A 2122-nucleotide genomic window follows, 5' to 3' on the forward strand; every position below is an offset into this window, starting at 1 on the left:
GCTGCTGGCGGGCCGCACGGACTTCGACACGGATTCCGCGCTGGCGTCGCTGCCCTCCGTGGGCGGAGGGCTGGACCCCAGCCTGGAGACGCTGGCGTCGCTGCGCCCGGACCTCGTCATCAGCTTCGAGACGCAGGGTGACGCGGCGCTGCGCACGCGGCTGCGCGAGCTGGGCATTCCCGTCTACGGCCTGGCCGCGCAGGACACGGCGGACGTCTTTCGCGCGCTGGCCAACCTGGGCACGCTCGCCGGGCGCCGGACGCAGGCGGACAGCGTGGCGGCGTCCGTCCGCGCGGAGCTGGACGCCGTACGCCGCTCCGTGGCGGGGCGGCCGGCGCCGTCCGTGGTCTACGTGGCGTGGGTGGACCCGCCCATGGTCGCGGGGCCGTCCACCTTTCTCTCCGAGCTCGTCCGCGTGGCCGGCGGACGGCCCGCGTTCGAGGACATGAAGCAGGAGTGGCCGCAGGTGTCCGTAGAGGAGATCGTGAGCCGCCGGCCGCAGGTGGTGGTCATCCCCAGCGGCGCGGGGGCGGAGTTCTCCGCCGACGCGCTGCGGACGACGCCCGGCTGGCGCGAGCTGACGGCGCGGCCGGGGACGCGCGTAGCCGAGGTGCCCGTGGCCGTCGTCAACCGCCCCGGTCCGCGCCTGGGCGAGGCCGCGCGGGCCCTGCGCGACGCGCTTCACCCGGAGCTGACCTCGGCTCCGCCGGCCGTGCGCCCGGGGACGGCGGCCCCGTGAAGCCCGCACTTCGGCTGATGCTGCTCGCGGCCGCCGTGCTCGCCGCGCTCGTGCTGGGCGTGCGCGTGGGGGCCGTGCCGCTCACCACGCGCGAGGTGGTGGACGGCGTGCGCGGCGTGGGCGACCCCACGACCGTCTCCATCGTCCAGAAGCTGCGCCTGCCCCGGGCCGTGCTGGCGGCCCTCGTGGGCGGCAGCCTGGCGGCCAGCGGCGCCGTGTTCCAGGCGTTGCTGCGCAACCCGCTGGCGGAGCCGTTCATCCTGGGCGTGAGCGGCGGCGCGGCCGTGGGCGCGGCGACGGCCATCGTCCTGACCGGCGCCCTGGCCAGCAGCGGCATCGTCTCGCTGGCGGCGCTGGCGGGGGCCATCGGCGCCATCGTCTTCGTGATGCGCGTGGGCGTCTCCGTGGGGCGAACGCTGGACACGCGCGTGCTGCTGCTGGCCGGCGTGGTGGCGGGCGCGTTCTTCAACGCCTGCATCATGCTCATCCTCACCTTCGCGCGGACGGAGACATTCCGTGCGGCCATCTTCTGGATGATGGGCAGCTTCGCGGGCGCCACCTGGCGCAGCATCGGCGCGCTGGCGTTGGCGGCGGTGCCCGCGCTCGTCGTCCTCCTGGCCCTGGCGCGGCCGCTGAACCTGCTGGCCATCGGCGAGGAGACGGCGGCGTACCTGGGCGTGCGTACAGAGCGCGTAAAGCTCATCGCGTACGGCGTGGCCTCGCTGCTGACGGCGGCGTCCGTGGCGGCCAGCGGCGTGATCGGCTTCGTGGGGCTGGTGATTCCGCACGTGGCGCGGATGCTGTGGGGCGCGGACCACCGCTTTCTGCTCCCCGCGTCCGTGCTGATGGGCGCCACGTTCGTCGTCCTCGCCGATGCCGTCGCGCGCACGGCCGCCGCGCCCACGGAGCTGCCCATCGGCGTGGTGACGGCGTTCGTGGGGGTGCCGTTCTTCATCTGGCTGCTGCGCAGGAGGGGCGCGTGACGAGCGGATGGCGCTGCGCCGGGCTCACGTACCGGTACCCGGAATCCACCCGCCCCGCCGTCGCCGATCTCTCCCTGGAGATCCCCGCCGGCGCCACGACGGCCGTCCTGGGACCCAACGGATCGGGCAAGTCCACGCTGCTGCGGCTCCTGCTCGGCATCCTGCAGCCCTCGTCCGGATCGGCGGAATTCCAGGACCGGCCGCTGACGGCGTGGGGGCGCGAGGCGCTGGCCCGCGAGGTGGGCGTGGTGCCGCAGGGCGAGGAAGCCGTCTTTCCCATGAGCGTGCGGGAGATGGTGGCCATGGGCCGCTACCCGCACCTGGGCGCCTGGCGCCGCGAAGGGGACACGGACCGCCGCGCGGTGGAAGATGCCCTGCGCCGCTGCGACGTGGCCGACCT

Annotated in this window: 3 protein-coding genes; all 3 read left to right on the forward strand. The window is 75.0% G+C overall.

What is annotated here, in order from left to right; genetic code table 11:
- Nucleotides 1–739: helical backbone metal receptor (locus VFZ20_RS02965; RefSeq protein ID WP_329682334.1), on the forward strand; the 739-nt coding region annotated here is incomplete at its 5' end.
- The gene (locus VFZ20_RS02970) at nt 736–1722 is read left to right on the forward strand and encodes an iron ABC transporter permease (RefSeq protein WP_329682335.1); all 987 of its coding nucleotides are present in this window, start codon (nt 736–738) and stop codon (nt 1720–1722) included. The genes VFZ20_RS02965 and VFZ20_RS02970, both read left to right, overlap by 4 nt.
- Nucleotides 1719–2122: ABC transporter ATP-binding protein (locus tag VFZ20_RS02975; protein ID WP_329682336.1), on the forward strand; the 404-nt coding region annotated here is incomplete at its 3' end. The genes VFZ20_RS02970 and VFZ20_RS02975, both read left to right, overlap by 4 nt.

The organism is Longimicrobium sp. (assembly GCF_036280135.1).
GTDB lineage: Bacteria > Gemmatimonadota > Gemmatimonadetes > Longimicrobiales > Longimicrobiaceae > Longimicrobium.